The organism is Neobacillus bataviensis LMG 21833 (genome assembly GCF_000307875.1).
Classification (GTDB): Bacteria; Bacillota; Bacilli; order Bacillales; family Cytobacillaceae; genus Neobacillus; species Neobacillus bataviensis.
Window position 1 is genome coordinate 46,078 of record NZ_AJLS01000121.1, and the last position, 15,570, is coordinate 61,647.

Below are 15,570 nucleotides of genomic sequence, written 5' to 3' on the forward strand. Positions count from 1 at the left end.
TCCTTCCATATAAAATATAGGATTTTCAATTGATTTAGACCAATTACCTTTTAATTGACATCAACTTTTTCAATATTCCTAATGGAAAAGTAAGCGATTAAGCAACCAATAACAGCGAGTGAAATGGGAATAGCAATAAATGAGAAAACTGTTACATCATTGCTTGTTGAACTAGTAAGTGACACCAAGATAATCGCTGATACGATGGTTGTTGGTACTGACTTTTTTCTCATCCCAAAAAACAGTGGAATCAAGGCCATACCTGCCGACGCAATGGCTCCAAGGGTCATGGCGATCAATCCGTCCGTTAACACTTTAGCTGTTAAGGCCTTAGGAACAAAGTGTAGAAAGGAATCAGCTAAATAAAAGGCACTACCGACTAAAATATTAGAAAAGAAAATTGTTAAAAATGTAAAACCGGCGACGATTAGTAATTTTGCGATCATGATTTTCTTCCGTTTAATTGGATACATGAACATTAATGTGATGGATTTACTTTTATACTCTTCAATGAAAAGCCTTGCAATGAGGACTGATGCAAAAATAGTAAACGCTGCTCGAATTAAGCTGCCGAAATCTGCAAAGGCGGATTCATAGCTTACGAAGGCAATGTTACCATCACTTTTTTCACCGAAATAGATCAAACATAAGAAGCCCATAATCACGAAATTGGTAATCAATACCCCTTTTAAGTAGGAATATAATTTGAATTTCTTAATTTCAAGACTGATTAATTTACGCACTGATTCCGCCCCCATTGATTAATGTTAAGAAGTAATCCTCAAGTGAATGATTCTTTTTATTGATTTCTTCGACCATGACTCCGTTTAATATTAACTCCTTGGATATTTCTGATTGTGACGCTCCTGTATCATAGATTCTAAAACGCGCCTCGCCGATTACTTTAAAGTTTGTCAAGTGAAGAATTTCATCAAGGACATAAAATGCCTTTTTCACATCGTTAACCACGAGTTCGATATACTCAGTATTTTGTTCGTGGATTTCTTCTATCGAAACCTCTTTAATTAATTTGCCGTCACTGATCACGCCAATTGTATCAGCAACTTGCTCCATTTCCCCAAGAATATGGGATGAGATTAGCATCGTAATCCCATATTCACGGCAGAGCATATGGAATAAGTCACGCAGTTCTTTGATCCCCACTGGATCGAGACCATTAATCGGTTCATCTAGGATTAACAGCTCCGGTTTGGTAATAATTGCACGGGCGATTCCGAGTCGCTGCTTCATTCCAAGTGAGAAATCTTTCACTGATTTATTTTCAATATCTTTTAATTTTACTAAATCAAGGGCTGCATCAATCGCCTTTTTGTCATAAAAGCCCATATACTCACAGTGCAGCTCCAGATTTTCGCGGGCCGTCAGCCGGTCGTAGAAAACAGGATATTCGATAATGCTTCCCATCCGCTTTAACACTTCATAAGAGGTGTTGGTCAGCTTTTCACCAAAGATCTCAATTTCACCGCTCGTTGGCTTCACCAGATTTGTCAGCATCTTCATGATCGTTGTTTTACCCGCTCCGTTTGGTCCAAGAAATCCGTAAATCTCGCCCTTTTTTACCTTCATATTGACATTTGAAACAACTTCCTTGCCCTCATAGGTTTTTGTCAATTGGTTGGTTTTAATAATGTAGCTCATTTTGTTCAGCTCCCCTTCGTCTTAACTAATTCTTATTCTAGTCATTAGTGTTTTCTTTTTTATTACTCAAATCTTACGAAAATCTTAAGATGAAGAAAGGGTAGCCTGCGAAAGGCTCCCTTAGCTGTTTTAATATGTAATTCGCTTTAATTGCACTGTAAAAGTTGTCTTTTCATATGGTTTACTGTTTAGAAAAATTTGTCCGTCCATTTTTTCTACCAGTCGCTTTGTAATGGTGAGTCCGAGCCCGCTGCCCTGATAGGATTTATTTCGCGAATCCTCCAATGTGTACATTCTTTCAAACACTAAGTCCTTGTGGAGCTCACTGATTCCCTTGCCTTTATCCCAGATGTCCAAGTAAACTGACTGTTCATCGTTTCTAAGTGTAAGACCTAGTGCTTTCCCTTCTCCACCATATTGAATGGCATTAGAAATAAGATTATTCAAGACTCGGTCAAGTTCCTCCTCATTACCAAGGGCATAAAGAATGGTTTCCGGCAGGTCAATCACGACATCAAAGCCTTTCGTGGTCAACACCTCATAATAGTGTAATATATTTCTCTGGCAGACTTCATTCATATTTATCCTTGTAAGAGGAATGTTTTTATCACCAGACTCCAGCTTCGCTAAATCAAAAAACTTCTTAATTAGGTCTAATACTTCAACCGTTTTCCCGTGCACTTTTTGTAAAAGTTCCTCGGTTTCTTCGGTTGCTCTGTTAGGCTCATTCAACATTATCTCAATATATCCAAGCACGACGGTCAACGGCGTTTTTAAATCATGTGAAATATTAGAGAGCATTTTCCGCATCGACATCTCCGTTTTATTGTAGCCCGCCATCATTTTTTGATTATGTTCTAAGAGACGGTTGATTTCGATTAATATCTGCTTCAGATTAGCATCATCCGTATGGACTAACAGCTTTTCATCCGTTTGATTGTCGATAATCCGTTTTAGTTTTTTATGTATGTATGTGAAATTACCCTTTTCATTTTTTCTCCATTTATATTGAAAAAAATTAAGGGCAGCCAGCCCGATTATGATCATAAGTAAAAAAATGAACATCGTTAAAACTCCCCAAGCTTATAGCCAATACCCCATAATGTTTTAATGTACTTCGGTTTGGACGGGTCATCTTCGATTTTCTCCCTGAGCCTTCTCATATGTACATTTATCACATTTTCATCGCCATAATATTCATCTTCCCATACTAAACTATAAATTTGCGCCTTGGTGTAGACTCGGCTTGGATGTGAGATAAATAGTTTTAGAATATGAAACTCCTTAGCAGTTAGCTTGATTTCATTTCCGGATTTTTGTAAGGAAAAATTATCGAGGTCAAGTGTCAGCTCCCCAACCGTCAGCACCTTCGTCTCCTTCTTTTGTTCTGTTCGTGAATAGTGGGTTGCCCTTCTGATGGCCGCCTTCACTCTAGCTGTTAGTTCAATCATCGAAAACGGCTTGGCAATATAGTCATCAGCACCAAACCCCAAACCTAAAGCTTTATCCAAGTCCCCATCCTTTGCAGACATAATCAGAACAGGTATCATACTTTTCTCTCGGATTATTTTTAAAAATTCCATTCCATCCAGCTTCGGCAGCATTAAATCAAGGAGAATCAAATCAAAGGTTTCTTTCGCAAACACCTCCAGCGCCTCTTCCCCGTCAAACGCCGGAACGACCTCGAAGCCTTCTTTGGTAAATTGGCCTTTAACCATCTCACTGATTGCCACATCGTCTTCAACTAATAATATTCTGTGTTTCATTTTATCCCCCGCTCCGTCCCGCTCAATCCTATATGTTTAATTTCCATATTCTCTCTGAAAAATCCTTTTTTTGTTGAAGAATATGTTATTATTACGGCTAAACTTGTTAGGTATTTATATAAACATACTAATATGATTAATTATGATATAATAAAAAAACGTCTAATCCCATATGTACCAAGGGTTTAGACATTCTTTATGACATATATACGAAAATTGAAATTTATCAGAACACTGAAAATTCATCAATTTATCATAGTGTTCACTTTAAAGAGTGCTAACTCTTGATCCCACTGAATATGTCAGATTGAATTTCCAATAACTGAATCTGTCCTAGGCTCAAATGTTCCAACATGGCCGACTGAGCTTCCACTGGATTACCGGATTCAATTGCCCTGTATATATCCCAATGTTGACTTTGAACTTTTTGTGTCTTATAAGAGGCAGCGAAACTAATTTGCAATATTTTAATTTGTTCAGAAATCAAATCAGAAATCAGACCCATTAACATGATTAACATGTCATTTTTCGATGCCTGAACGATTGATTTATGAAAAAGAAAATCAGCTTCTTGCTCAACAGCTACAAAATTATCCATTTTAATCAAATTGCTTTTAATTGCTTCTAGGTCTTGATCCGTTCTTCTCATGGCAGCCAAACTGGCGGCATGGATTTCGAGAATAATTCTGACTTCATATAATTGCAAGGTATCAAGTCCATTGGAAACGGCAACCAATGACATGAGATTTTTCAGATGTTCCGGTTCCGCCTGTTTAATGATCGTCCCTTCTCCTGTTTTAGATTCAATAATTCCCAATACACTGAGTACCTTTAATGCCTCTCGGAGAGAAGAACGACTTATCCCAAAGGATTCAGATAACTCAATTTCAGAGGGGATTTTCTGACCAACCTTTAATTGTTTCTTTAATAATAAGTCTTTAATTTGATCCAAAATTTCTTGGAATATTTTTTTGTTTCTTACCGTCTTAAACATTTCACCACTCCTAAGTAAGAATCCAACGGGGTTAAATGTAAGACCCCATGCAAACAACACATACAAACAGGCAGCATCTCCTAGTACGATCAAGGTATCAATTTATGGAGGTGCTTTTCTTATGTCACAACAAAATTATACCATGGTCCTAAACGATTCAGGTAGCATGTAGCAGAAAGTAAAAAAGTCGTATATTCGATTTAAAAAAATCGAAATATACGACTTTTTTTAATGCGTACCCGAAAGGTGCGCTTATTTTTTATCATTTGGGCTTACGGTACAATGCCGTTTCCTTATCCAACCTTTTCGTTACAGAGAACCCCGTTGCCCCTACCGTTTTTCTCTTTTAATGAAGAGCCACACTTAGAATACTATCCTTAATTGTCCGACGAACAATTTTCCCAGTGGCATTCTTGGGTAGCTTTTCAACGAAGTCCACCGACTTAGGTCTTTTATAACCAGCCAATTGATCACGGCAAAAATCAATAATTTCTTGCTCGACAGCAACTTCTCCAGGATTCAACTCAATAACGGCGTGGACTCTCTCGCCCCATTTTTCGTCTGGTAACCCGATGACTGCTACAGCTGCCACCTTTGGATACCTTACAATAACATTCTCTACCTCGGATGGATAAACATTTTCCCCTCCGCTAATAATCATATCTTTTTTTCTGTCTTCAAGGTAGATAAACCCTTCCTCATCCATTCTTGCCATATCCCCTAGAGTAAACCATTCTCCTCGATAAGCTTCCCTAGTTGCATCCGGGTTTTCCCAATACTCTTCTAACACCACACAGATCCCTCTAACATAAAGCTCCCCAATCTCACCTTTGGGAACTTCATTTCCACTCTTATCCAACAGGCGAACTTCTTGGCCGATAACGACTTGACCGACCGAACGGGTTTTTCGCACTTGATCTTGAGGTCGCAATAGGGTGATGATCCCGCCTTCGGTACCACCGTAAAATTCATATAAGTCAATCCCATCAAAGAGTTTCATAGTCTCTTCTTTCGTTTTTGACATTAGTGGAGCAGAACTACACAAAAGGAGCCGAAGAGAAGACACATCATACTTATTTTTAATCGAGTCAGGCAAATTCAATATCTGAGTCAGCATCGTTGGAACGACCGAAGTAAATGTAATTTTCTCTGTTTGAATAACACGTAACAATTTTTCAGGATTAAAACCGACAGAAGGGAAGGCTACACTCGTCCCGCCTGTCAAGGCCACCATTTGTAGAAACCAAGTGGAATTAGCGTGAAACATTGGCATTATTAGAAGCATTTTATCTGTACAATTGATTCCCCCTAGTTCCTTAGAAAAAACAAGATGATTCGTCATCAGCTTCCGGTGTGAAATGACAGCTCCCTTTGGAAACCCCGTTGTGCCGGATGTATAGCCTATTAGAAGAGGATCATTTTCGTAAACATCGACTTCAGGCTTTTCTGTTGATGAAAACTTTAGACACTCTTCATAATGAATGACCGATTTCTTTCCACCCAAACCTATATAGTGCAACAGCGAAGGTGTATCCTCTTTAATTTCATCGACAATTTCCGAAAATGACTCTTCATAAATAAGCACCTTTGCTTTAGAGTTATTAAGTACATACTTCATTTCGGAGGAAGTAAAACGAAAATTCAGTGGAACCGCTATGATTCCGGCTTTAGCCAAACCGTAGTATACCTCAAGCCATTCTGCGCGATTATAAAACATAATCGCACAACGGTCCCCCTTCTTTACCCCCATTTTGATCAAAGCATTTGCTAAACGATTGGCTCTTTCTTCGACCTCGGCGTAGGTATATCTTGTCTCGCCAAAAATGATGGCTGTTTTATTTGCATATTTTGCAGCTGTCATAGAAAGTAATTTTCCTAACGTAACTTCCATCTTGTACCTCCATCCTAATCATAGGCCTCTACTGGTTTAACTCCACTATTTTAGATGTCATGCCATTAAACTGCAGGCGGTTTCTCCAAACCATATTCCTTGGTTTGGGCCTTATTTGATGAAATATTTAATAGTAAGGCTAATAAAGCGCTAACAAGCATTGCAATGCCAAGTATATAAAACCCTGAACCAACATTTCCACCGACACTAGCTAGGGCTACCATTGGCGGGCCAATGATTCCACCGAAACTTCCAAAAAGATTAATGACCGCATTATGCGTACCAACGTGTTCAGAGGAGACGTGCTCTAAGCACCAGGCCCACCACACCCCAAAAGGTCCATATACGCCAATCGCGATTACGCATAGCAGCAGGTAACTCCAAATCGGATCATGAACAAAATTACCTACTAGAAGCGCTATTCCACCTAGAGCAACCCACGAAATCACGTATTTTCCACGTTTCATTTTCTTATCCGATAGTCGAGAATTCAGAGTCATGGCACATGCACCAAGAAGTGGCGGTATGGCACTTAACACCCCGACCATTGTTGTCGAAAGATCGCCTAGTGACTTTACTGCAGTAGGAAGCCACAACCCATATGCGTATAATCCACACAACCAAAAGAGGTAAATTACGGCAAGAACCCACAAACGGATAGATAGGATTGATTTCAGGAACGGTTGTTTTTTGGTATGATCATCAGTTGAAGGATTACTCCTGTTGTTCATTATATACTCCCGTTCATCCTTTGAGAGTCTTTTATCCTTCATAGGGTCGTCGGATAAAAGGAACATGGCAAGTACTGCTAAGATGAGAGGAGGCACGGCTTGGAGATAGAACATGACTTGCCAATCCCACGTTTGAATCATCCATCCCGCTAGTGGAGACAAAACAGCACCAGATAAGGGAACGCCTATAAAAATTAATCCAGTGATTTGCGCACGTTCATGCATAGGAAACCACCTGCTTGCCAAAACCATGAACGAGGGCCACATAAAACCTTCCGCTAACCCCAATAAAAACCGTATAACCTCCAAACTAGAAACGGTTCGCATGACTCCGGTCAAAGCGCTGAAAATGGCAAAGGTAATCGATAAAATAACAATAATCCACTTCGCACTAAACCGCTGAGCGACCCATCCTCCTGGAACTTGTGTAAGGATATAGCCCCAAAAGAACGCCGACATAATGACACCCATAGTAGCAGGCGTAAGACCCAACTCTTTGGTCATACTCGGCGCTGCCATACCAATATTCGTCCGGTCGATAAAGGCAAATATATAGATTAGGAATAAAAGTGTTCCTATACGGTACCATCTTGTTTTCGATGAAGGTTGGCTGCTTATTTTCGTCATACTATTCCTCCTATTGGTATGAATTGTATTCTCGCATTTAACGATTGGGCCGGAACGTCCCAAGTATACTAGCGGCTCTTATTTTTGTTCAAAATCCACATGAATCCCTGATAGGAATTGCCCCACAATACTATTATGAATTTATGAATTTACGACTTTATAATTTATAGGTTGATCTTCAGGAACCTGTGCAAGACCTCTGGCCAAATCAGGAGAGGTTACATCTGCGGATGTTAGTACATTAATCAAAGCAGGTCGTCCGGCCGCCATCGCTCTCTGTAGAGCACCGGGCAACTGGGATAACTCTATTACATGCTCACCATATCCCCCGAACGCCTCCATAATTTGATCATAGCGTGTATGATTTAAGACGGTTCCAACGGTATATTGCGGTCCAAAATCTATTTCCATTGCCTTTCTTTCGATATTCCATCCTCCATTGTTGCTCACGATGATGACGATAGGAATTTGATGTCTTACTGCCGTATCTAGCTCCGATAGACCAAACCCTATAGAACCATCTCCCACTACCAATAGGACCGGTGACGAAGGACGCGCAAGCTTGGCAGCGATGGCTGAAGAAATGCCAATACCAATCGTACCTAATGCGCCTGGATCTACATAATGTCCGGGTAAGTCCCGTCCGAATGCTAGTCTTCCGAAAGAAAGGATATCTCCTCCGTCAAGAACAATCGTTGAATCTTCCGTTAAATGCTTTTTCACTTCGTAACAAAGTCGAAGCGGGTGGATCGGCGAAGATGTCATCTCCGAGACTTGCAGATCTAATCGTTCTCTATTCTTACTATCTTTCTGCTGTAATTTTCTTACCCATGGATCATAGTGTTCGGACAGATTTGGTTGATCTTGCAATACCGTATCTAGTGTATCGATAAATTTGCGAACGTCACTAATGACAGGGATATGAATCGGACGGGTACGTCCAATTTCGCTTGGGTCGATATCTACTTGAACAAATACTGAATCCTTTGAGAAGCGGGGCGCATGACCATACCCTAAGATAAAGTTAAGTCGTGCACCTAGTATAATGACCAAATCAGCCGTTGCCATAGCAAGTGAACGTGCTGCTCCCACATGTAATGGATGTGTGTCTGGAAACAGACCTTTATTCAAAGCGGTTGTCAACACTGGAATATTATGACTCTCAGCAAAATCTATCAATGATTGATGGGCACGTGAAAAGAATGTCCCGCCACCGGCAATAATCAATGGCCTCTCAGCTGTCCTAAAAGCTGATGCTACATTTTGAACAACCGATAAATCGGGTCCTGGCGGTTCAGGTGCAAAGGTATCGCTAACCTCTTCCAACCACATTGGGTCGGCCTCGGCTTTAAAAACTCCAGTGGGTATATCCATAAAAACAGGTCCAGGTTTCCCGCTAACAGCGGTTTGAAACGCCCTATTAACCCACATTGGTATTTTTCTTGCCTCAAAAATGGTTTCTGCGAATTTTGTAATGGGCCTCATAATACCAGTTTGATCGATTTCTTGCATGGCTCCCATTCCCATTTGAGGAAGGGGGGCATGTCCTCCAATGACTACCACCGGAGTTGCAGCTTGAAATGCCGTGGCAATACCCGTTGTTGTATTGGTTACACCCGGGCCAGCTGTTGCCAGAACCACAGCCGGTTCTCCCGTCACACGACCCCACGCATATGCCATATGAGCTGCAGCTTCCTCATGCCTTACATCGATAATTCGTATACCATAGTCCACGCACGCTTTATACACCCAACAAATGTGTCCACCATTTAGTGAAAAGATTTGCCGCACTCCCTTTTTATAGAGAGCCTCAACAAGTAGTTCTGCACCATTCATTCTAATTCCCCCCAAATTTTAATGGTCATTTCAACTAAAACCGTTTATCTGATTGTCAGACAAAGTTGCAATAACAAAATAATAGAACTACCTTTTTTCATAAAACCAGATCTTACAATGAAGCCAATTTCATATTATAGTATCTTCGGTTCAAATGTTTAGGTCCGATTGTCGGACTAACCAATTATCTGAATTATAGTAAAAGTAATAATTTTCTGTCAATAGTTTTTATAAATTATTTTCTAAATTTTGTAATCCAGTACTTAAGAGGTGAATCTTTATTTAGTACAAAATACCTAAGCCCCTTTTTTAGTACCAGTCAACGCTACCTTATGACTTAAGTCGAAACATTTCAAGTCTTTATCAACTCCTTTTTGAATTAGTCATGGAAGTCAATATCAAATCTGGTTCCAATGATTTCACTTTTTTATCATGCAATATTAATGCCAACGTTCAAAATTCAAAAATATAGAAAACGACCCTTTTTTCTATGAGATAGAAATTCTTCGTTGTTTCCAAATCTAAACAAATTGTTGTTTCCAAACCTAAACACGTTGTTTCTAAACTTAAACATGTTATTTCAAATGAATTCATATGTTGGTTTATAGTAAGCCATGTTTTCGTAATTTTTCATAGAATGTTTTTCGACTAATACCTAGCTTATATATTGCCTCTGTTCGATTCTTACTTTTTCTTAGAGCATCCGCAATTAAATTCCTTTCTGTTTTTTCCATCAAACCATCAAGGTTCTGGTCTTGATTTCCAGAATTGACCAGTTGGATTGGGATAGCTTTTTCCGAAGAATTCTCCTTTAGCCGGATATATTCTGGTATATCTTCCGTAACAAAATAGGTTTGGTCGCTAACTGCAACCATTCGTTCTAATGCATTGACTAGTTCTCGAACGTTTCCTGGCCACTGATGCTGAGTAAGTATATCAACCACTTCCGGGGTAACCACCCCATATTTTTTATACTTGGAATTCAAGTTCGACAAAAGTGTGCTAATTAAAAAAGGAAGATCCTCTTTTCTCTCTCGGAGAGGCGGAATATGAAGCGAGACGACATTCAAGCGATAATAGAGATCTTCTCTAAAGTTTCCTTGTTTAATTTGTTCTGAAAGATCTCGGTGAGTCGCGGTTATGATTCGTACTTCTAACGGATATGATTTTGTTCCTCCTACTCTTTGAAAAGTTCTTTCCTGTATGACACGAAGAATCTTGGCTTGAAGATTGAGAGGCATTTCACCAATTTCATCCAGGAATAATGTACCTCCATTTGCTAATTCGAAAATTCCCTTTTTCCCACCTTTCCTTGAACCGGTGAAAGAACCTTCTTCATGTCCAAATAGTTCACTCTCAAATAAGCTTTCAGGGATAGACGCCATATTAATAGGGACAAATGGCTTGTCCATCCGTGAACTTGCCTCATGAATGGCCTTTGCCATAAGTTCTTTCCCAACACCGGTTTCCCCATAAATTATGACAGACGCTTCCGTTGCCGCAACTTTACGAGCAAGATTCACAACAGACAGCATTTTGAAATTTTTACTGTCTAAAAGAGAAAATTCTTGCTGATATAATTGACGTTCAAGCTTACTGGAATAACTTCTATATTGCTTTAACTCTTCCTGTAATGCCATTACTTCACTAATATCCTTCATAATACCCACAGCACCAATTAATTCTCCATCTTCCATTAGCGGCGTTAGATTTGCACAGACATCTTTCCTGAGAGAATGTACATAACTGTAATCATTGACAAGTTCTTTTCCACTTAGAAGCACTTCCAAAATTCTTGCTTTTGGTTCCATTTCTGTTAACCTGCGTCCAATGATTTTATTTGAAGGTATTCCGAAGTGACGCGAATAAGCTTGGTTAACATAAACAATCGTACTATCTTTCGAAACAACAAAAACAGCATCATGGAGTGATTCTAAAATAGATAAATAATGCTTTTCTAAGTTCATTTATCGTCATCTCCGATTTCTAGATTTTAGAGGGATAGACCAATGATAGATAGGTAATATCCCCCGCCTCTACCAATTATATCAATTGTTAAAATTGAGTGAATACTATTTATTTAAATATTTTGTAAATTTTATTTGTACACAGTTGGCATGATTCTTGCTTTATAATCTTTACAAAGAATAGATAAGTTTCTTAAGAGGAGTGATGTAGGATGTTCGATTATAGTCCGCTCTTCATTTGGCATTTTTACGCATTGGTGGCGAACAATGAATCAAAATGATTATTGATTCGTTTAGGAAGAAAAGTTACATTTATCAATAGACAAACATTGATGGATTTTCTTAGCTGCTTCTTTCTTATCACCTGTGAATCCATATTTCGAACAATTGAAGAGCCGAATCTTTATTTTTCCCTTATTAAACTAAGAAATATTACAAATCAAATCGGGATGGTGATTATGTGAGATACGTATTTATTTTTCTTGCTATTCTCTCTTTTGGCGTTGGCAATTTACTTTTTGCAGTGCCTAATAATATTATGAACGGTGGAGCTACAGGTTTAAGTCTGATGACCTATTACATTTTCAATACAAACATCGGTTTCAACCTCTTTTTATTTAATTTACCACTTTTTATATTAGCATTTATTTTTTATCGATCCTTATTTTACAAATCAGTGGTAAGTATGATTGCTCTTGCCTTGGTCGTTGGATCTCTACAGGATTTTCTAATTCCTTTCGGCATTCATAATATTTGGATTGGTAGCATCGTTGGTGGCTTTTGGATGGGATTATCTGTGGGTGTTTTAGCTAAATGTAACGCTAGCGTGGGTGGTGGTTCGTTGTTGGGAAAGATGATAAATCAACGTTATGGATACTCGCTAAGCAAATCCATCTTTTACTCAGATTCAGTTGTGTATCCCCTCAGTTTATTTGTCATAGGAGGTAGGGAGACTTTATTTTCTTTAATTCTTACAGCTTCAAGTGCATTTGGCGTTTATGTTATCAGTGTTCTACCTCAAAAGTTCACCAAAGAAAAACATCAAGCATTCATTGAAGATAATGTTTAATTTATATACAATAGATGTGTTTCTTACTTGTTCGCGGGTCTTGGAAATTTTTCCTGGTATATAAGCATTCCTTTGAATCAACAACCGCAAAAATTTTTTCAACCTCCCCGTTTGAACCTATCAACGTATGTTTTGAGTAACCGTTGGTTTCCATGTAGGAAATGAGTTTAGGATAATTATCCCGTAGGTTTTGTACATTCATTTGTATGACCTCCTATTCATTAGATAAGAAGAGCATACGCCAAAAGAAAAAAATCCAAACCTTTTTTCATTAAAACACATAGAAATAAAGTGTCTTTGAAAAAGGTTTGGATCTTATTTAAGTTGGGACAACTAAGATCGTGCACCCATGATCCGATTCCTTTACCACCATGAAGAATGCTAGCTTTCCAGAGGATTTTACGGAACCACCTATAAACTGTATCAGATGCATACTTTTTTTACATTTCTGCATAAAAAAATAATCGCTAGGGCTTTGTATCGATAAACAACACTTGCTGTATTGAATACACACAGTTTTTAATAAATCTGATAGGGGAAGCATTCAATCACAGCCATTTTTTATTTCTCCAATAGTAATGTAACCAGCAACAAGATTTACATCCTCACATTTAAAAGCCAATGCTTCACTTACCCTCAATCCACAGCCATAAATCAGGCGGAAAACAACAGGAAGAATATATTTCATAGTTGTCTGCCCATTAACCTCAATGGTGTCACATGCATTAAAAAGTAACTTCAGCCATCTTTTGAAAAGATATTTGGTATAAATCTGCTTTTATAGATTTTTAGTTGCCTCGGAATATGAGATTGGTACCCTAGTTAATTTAGGTAAATATAAAATCATGATAGCGTAACTGTTGGCCAATTTGGTAAAAAATTGTTCTATTTATCTAGCAGAAACTGTTGACTTAAGTTTAGCAGTTACACAGCAGTATTATAAAATAAAGTATTTCTTTTTCTCAGCATAACAACATATTAATTTTGGCATGAAAATTGCAAATCATATTAATGATAATATAAAAGATTGTTAGGAGTGAGGGATAGAAGAATGGTGGATAAATTTAGTTTATTAAATAAGACAGCTATTGTAACAGGCGGAAACAGAGGATTAGGCAAAACAATTTCTTTGGCTTTAGCAGCAAGAGGGGCTAATGTGGTAATAGTAGGAAGAGATGTGGAAAGAAACCAACAAGTTGTTGCTGAAATTGAGAAATTGGGCAGGAAGGCAATGGGTTTTTCGACAGACTTAACGAAGATTGCATCCATCAGTGAAATGGTTGAGAACATCATTACTACTTTTGGAACAATTGATATTTTGATAAATAATGCGGGGATCTCTCAAACAAAATATGCATTGGATGTAACGGAAGAAGAATGGGATCAAGTAATGGATTTAAATGTAAAATCTCTATTCTTTTGCTCGCAATCAGTTGCAAAAGCGATGCAAAAGCAGGGGCATGGAAAAATTATTAATGTTTCCTCTGTGGTTGGGGCTGTAGGAGATATTGGAATAAGTGCTTATACTGCCAGCAAGGCAGCTGTTATTAATTTAACAAGATCACTTGCTTTGGAGTGGGCTAGGTTTGGTATTCAAGTAAATGCAATTGGCCCAGCATATATCGAGACGGAAATGAATCAAAGAGAATTAAGAAACCTGAAAGTTCGTGAAAAAATAATTAGCAAAACACCATTGAAAAGATTAGGAAATCCAGATGAAATAGAGGGTGCGATTATTTTGTTAGCCTCTGATGCAGGCAGTTTTATAACAGGTCAAACAATTTATATTGACGGTGGATGGCTTGCACAATAATTTAAAGTTAATGATGTAACTCGATGAAAAAATAAATTATAAATCCTGAAATATTCATACCTTCGTCATAAGCCATGCTTTTAGTTAAAAATCAAATATTCTTCCATCGCTTTAAAAGGATTATGAATATTTTGCTTTTCAAATCTTAATTTCCAAAATTCAGGAACAAAAAATACCCTTTTCAGACAGACTACCCTTGGTATTAAAACTGCTTTTAAAAAGATGGCAAATGAATAGGCTGGGTTATTCTATCTGTAGGTTCTGAATTCGGCTAAGAACCTTCCAGAAAAATTCCTGATAGCTGGAAGATACTATAAAGTAAGGGGATCGTGCTGACTTTACTAATTTACTAGCAACTTTAATGATCCGTGTACGAATGGTATCGATTTGCATATTCTTTTGTTCTGGTGGAAAAGAAAGAGTTCGAAGCCAATTCGTTAAGTTAAAAGACTCAGCATCATTCTTACTTCGTTCACTTGGAAAGAATGGCTATTCATTTGATCTAATCTAAAGCTGTTTTTGGCTTCCTTGATATAGTTCTCCATTGTCCCTCTTTTTTGGTATTCACGGACAATATCTTCTGGAGAAAAGGTTACCTCTAGCTTTGTCACAAAAAAGGAATGGATAAAAAACAGTTCGTCCGCTGGGCGTACCGATTGCATAATCACTTTTCTAGGTTTAGACAATGATTTTGCTTGATAAATTGTTTCTTCAATGTACAGATACAGCAACGAATTATAAAAAGTTCGCTAAGATAAAAGGATTACAGCACGAAACGGTCAATGAGCGACAGAAACAGCGTGTAAAAAAGGGGATATATCACATTCAGCACGTCAATAACTTTCATAATCGCTTGAAAGGTTGGATGGAACGGTTTCAAGGCGTGGCAACGAAGTATCTGGACAATTATCTCTACTGGTTTCGTTGGCTTGAATTAGGGAAGAATTCAGCATTTGAAAAACGAGTGGAGCAAATGCTTATTTCAGCGTGCCAAAAGTTGAATTACAATACTGTTGAAATAATCAAAATGGCATAAAAAAGACCAACAACTAAATGCGGGTCTTAGGTTTAAACTCCTACTTGTAAATAAGATTTTTATATCTTCTGTTTCTATTATCTAATGTGGTGAGCATATGGGTCGTGTAATCCTGTGAGTAATAGAACACTATATGTCAGTAATATTATCCCACCTAACAACAATCCATAACTTAAAATCT

13 protein-coding genes and 2 pseudogenes are annotated in these 15,570 nt (G+C 38.1%); 3 read left to right on the forward strand and 12 right to left on the reverse strand.

Going from position 1 to position 15,570, the window contains the following annotated elements:
* Positions 1–50 precede the first annotated feature (50 nt).
* The 9 genes from BABA_RS16765 to BABA_RS16805 all read right to left on the reverse strand — a co-directional run bounded on the left by BABA_RS16765 (position 51) and on the right by BABA_RS16805 (position 11,471).
* The gene (locus BABA_RS16765) at positions 51–743 is read right to left on the reverse strand and encodes an ABC transporter permease (protein WP_007086405.1); all 693 of its coding nucleotides are present in this window, start codon (positions 741–743) and stop codon (positions 51–53) included.
* Entirely contained in the window at positions 736–1,659 is a 924-nt protein-coding gene (locus BABA_RS16770; RefSeq protein ID WP_007086406.1) for an ABC transporter ATP-binding protein, read from the reverse strand. Before BABA_RS16770 ends, BABA_RS16765 begins: the two co-directional genes overlap by 8 nt.
* Before the next feature lie 129 nt (positions 1,660–1,788).
* Entirely contained in the window at positions 1,789–2,724 is a 936-nt protein-coding gene (locus tag BABA_RS16775; RefSeq protein WP_007086407.1) for a sensor histidine kinase, read from the reverse strand.
* Positions 2,725–2,726: 2 nt separating this feature from the next.
* The gene (locus BABA_RS16780; protein ID WP_007086408.1) at positions 2,727–3,425 is read right to left on the reverse strand and encodes a response regulator transcription factor; all 699 of its coding nucleotides are present in this window, start codon (positions 3,423–3,425) and stop codon (positions 2,727–2,729) included.
* Positions 3,426–3,702: 277 nt separating this feature from the next.
* Complete coding sequence (locus BABA_RS16785) at positions 3,703–4,419, reverse strand: FadR/GntR family transcriptional regulator (RefSeq protein WP_040346717.1); 717 nt, start codon at positions 4,417–4,419, stop codon at positions 3,703–3,705.
* A 346-nt stretch (positions 4,420–4,765) separates the two neighbouring features.
* Positions 4,766–6,310 carry a long-chain-fatty-acid--CoA ligase gene (locus BABA_RS16790; RefSeq protein WP_007086410.1) on the reverse strand — a complete coding sequence of 515 codons (1,545 nt, stop codon included), beginning with the start codon at positions 6,308–6,310 and terminating at the stop codon, positions 4,766–4,768.
* Positions 6,311–6,375: 65 nt separating this feature from the next.
* A complete protein-coding gene (locus tag BABA_RS16795) occupies positions 6,376–7,668 on the reverse strand; it encodes an MFS transporter (protein ID WP_007086411.1) in 1,293 nt (430 codons plus the stop codon).
* Positions 7,669–7,809: 141 nt separating this feature from the next.
* Positions 7,810–9,504: a thiamine pyrophosphate-binding protein gene (locus tag BABA_RS16800; RefSeq protein WP_007086412.1), complete on the reverse strand. Its 1,695-nt coding sequence runs from the start codon at positions 9,502–9,504 to the stop codon at positions 7,810–7,812.
* Positions 9,505–10,106: 602 nt separating this feature from the next.
* The gene (locus tag BABA_RS16805; RefSeq protein WP_007086413.1) at positions 10,107–11,471 is read right to left on the reverse strand and encodes a sigma-54 interaction domain-containing protein; all 1,365 of its coding nucleotides are present in this window, start codon (positions 11,469–11,471) and stop codon (positions 10,107–10,109) included.
* A 460-nt stretch (positions 11,472–11,931) separates the two neighbouring features.
* Between BABA_RS16805 and BABA_RS16815 the strand changes: the two genes are divergently transcribed.
* Positions 11,932–12,540: a YitT family protein gene (locus tag BABA_RS16815; RefSeq protein WP_007086414.1), complete on the forward strand. Its 609-nt coding sequence runs from the start codon at positions 11,932–11,934 to the stop codon at positions 12,538–12,540.
* Position 12,541: 1 nt separating this feature from the next.
* On the opposite strand, the gene BABA_RS16820 is transcribed toward BABA_RS16815, so the two are convergent.
* Together BABA_RS16820 and BABA_RS28140 are read right to left on the reverse strand one after the other, a co-directional pair.
* Positions 12,542–12,742, reverse strand: a complete 201-nt coding sequence (locus BABA_RS16820) for a hypothetical protein (RefSeq protein ID WP_007086415.1) — start codon at positions 12,740–12,742, stop codon at positions 12,542–12,544.
* 342 nt (positions 12,743–13,084) lie between these two features.
* A complete protein-coding gene (locus tag BABA_RS28140) occupies positions 13,085–13,228 on the reverse strand; it encodes a site-specific integrase (RefSeq protein WP_007086416.1) in 144 nt (47 codons plus the stop codon).
* Between the two features lie 363 nt (positions 13,229–13,591).
* Between BABA_RS28140 and BABA_RS16830 the strand changes: the two genes are divergently transcribed.
* Positions 13,592–14,353: an SDR family NAD(P)-dependent oxidoreductase gene (locus tag BABA_RS16830; protein WP_007086417.1), complete on the forward strand. Its 762-nt coding sequence runs from the start codon at positions 13,592–13,594 to the stop codon at positions 14,351–14,353.
* A 243-nt stretch (positions 14,354–14,596) separates the two neighbouring features.
* On the opposite strand, the pseudogene BABA_RS16835 reads toward BABA_RS16830, so the two are convergent.
* Positions 14,597–15,072, reverse strand: a pseudogene (locus tag BABA_RS16835) (transposase); the annotation flags it as partial.
* Here BABA_RS16835 and BABA_RS16840 point away from each other — a divergent pair.
* Positions 15,048–15,389, forward strand: a pseudogene (locus BABA_RS16840) (IS1595 family transposase); the annotation flags it as partial. The pseudogenes BABA_RS16835 and BABA_RS16840 sit on opposite strands and share 25 nt — an antisense overlap.
* Between the last annotated feature and the right edge of the window lie 181 nt (positions 15,390–15,570).

What these genes read in the sequence shown, in the direction of transcription:
- BABA_RS16820 (WP_007086415.1), bottom strand. Translation starts at nt 12,742, where the DNA reads ATGAATGTACAAAACCTACGGGATAATTATCCTAAACTCATTTCCTAC.
- BABA_RS16780 (WP_007086408.1), bottom strand. Translation starts at nt 3,425, where the DNA reads ATGAAACACAGAATATTATTAGTTGAAGACGATGTGGCAATCAGTGAG.
- BABA_RS16800 (WP_007086412.1), bottom strand. Translation starts at nt 9,504, where the DNA reads ATGAATGGTGCAGAACTACTTGTTGAGGCTCTCTATAAAAAGGGAGTG.
- BABA_RS16790 (WP_007086410.1), bottom strand. Translation starts at nt 6,310, where the DNA reads ATGGAAGTTACGTTAGGAAAATTACTTTCTATGACAGCTGCAAAATAT.
- BABA_RS16795 (WP_007086411.1), bottom strand. Translation starts at nt 7,668, where the DNA reads ATGACGAAAATAAGCAGCCAACCTTCATCGAAAACAAGATGGTACCGT.
- BABA_RS16775 (WP_007086407.1), bottom strand. Translation starts at nt 2,724, where the DNA reads ATGTTCATTTTTTTACTTATGATCATAATCGGGCTGGCTGCCCTTAAT.
- BABA_RS28140 (WP_007086416.1), bottom strand. Translation starts at nt 13,228, where the DNA reads ATGAAATATATTCTTCCTGTTGTTTTCCGCCTGATTTATGGCTGTGGA.
- BABA_RS16770 (WP_007086406.1), bottom strand. Translation starts at nt 1,659, where the DNA reads ATGAGCTACATTATTAAAACCAACCAATTGACAAAAACCTATGAGGGC.
- BABA_RS16830 (WP_007086417.1), top strand. Translation starts at nt 13,592, where the DNA reads ATGGTGGATAAATTTAGTTTATTAAATAAGACAGCTATTGTAACAGGC.
- BABA_RS16805 (WP_007086413.1), bottom strand. Translation starts at nt 11,471, where the DNA reads ATGAACTTAGAAAAGCATTATTTATCTATTTTAGAATCACTCCATGAT.
- BABA_RS16785 (WP_040346717.1), bottom strand. Translation starts at nt 4,419, where the DNA reads ATGTTTAAGACGGTAAGAAACAAAAAAATATTCCAAGAAATTTTGGAT.